Origin of the sequence: Nocardioides sp. (assembly GCF_024509035.1) — a bacterium.
Lineage (GTDB): Bacteria > Actinomycetota > Actinomycetes > Propionibacteriales > Nocardioidaceae > Nocardioides.
Genome location: NZ_JANINT010000335.1, coordinates 1,205 through 2,019 on the forward strand (window position 1 = coordinate 1,205; position 815 = coordinate 2,019).

General features: G+C 71.9%; 2 protein-coding genes. Both read right to left on the reverse strand.

Features of this window, described 5'->3' with window-relative positions:
- The coding region (locus Q0L15_RS20695) for a 3-keto-5-aminohexanoate cleavage protein (RefSeq protein WP_296606581.1) at positions 1-330 on the reverse strand (330 nt) is incomplete at its 3' end.
- A 15-nt stretch (positions 331-345) separates the two neighbouring features.
- A partial coding sequence (locus Q0L15_RS20700) for an enoyl-CoA hydratase-related protein (protein WP_296606582.1) occupies positions 346-815 on the reverse strand: 470 nt, incomplete at its 5' end.

An 815-nucleotide genomic window follows, 5' to 3' on the forward strand; every position in this document is an offset into this window, starting at 1 on the left:
GCCGCTGACCAGGTCGGTGCCGTCGAGGAACGTCGTGGGGTCGTGCGGGTCGAGCACCAGGTCGCCGCCCATGCCCGCGGTGGTGTTGACGATGACGTCGACGTCCGAGGCGCGGATCCGCTCGACCACCTCCCGGTAGAGCGCCACGTCGCGGGATCCCTTGCCGGTCTCGGGATCGCGCACGTGGACGTGGACGATCGTGGCCCCGGCGCGGGCCGCGGCGATGCCGGACTCCGCGATCTGCTCCGGGGTGACCGGCACGTGCTCGGACCGGCCGACGGTGTCGCCGGCACCGGTCAGGGCACAGGTGATCATGACGTTGCGGTTCACGACGAACTCCCTTGTTCAGCGGCCCTTCCAGACCGGCTTGCGCTTCTCCGCGAAGGCCCGGAAGCCCTCCTGCTCGTCCTCGGAGCCGTAGAGCGTCGCGACCGTCGGCAGCGCGCTCGTGGTGACGAGGTCCATCGCCTCCTGGAACGTCAGCGACTCCGCGACCCGGACGGTCTCCTTGATCGCGGCGAAGACCAGCGGCGGTCCCGCCGCCAGCAGCCGGGCGACCTCCCAGGAGCGGGCGCGCACCGCCGCCTCGTCGGGCAGCACCTCGTTGACGACGCCCCAGCGGGCCGCCTCCGCGGCACTCATCCAGCGCCCGGTCAGCAACAGCTCCATCGCGACGTGGTACGGCATCCGCTTCGGCAGCTTGATGGTCGCGGCGTCGGCGAGCGTGCCCGCGTTGATCTCGGGGAGCCCGAACCTCGTGGCCTCCGAGGCGTAGATCAGGTCGCAGGACAGCGCGAGCTCCCAGCCGCCCCCCA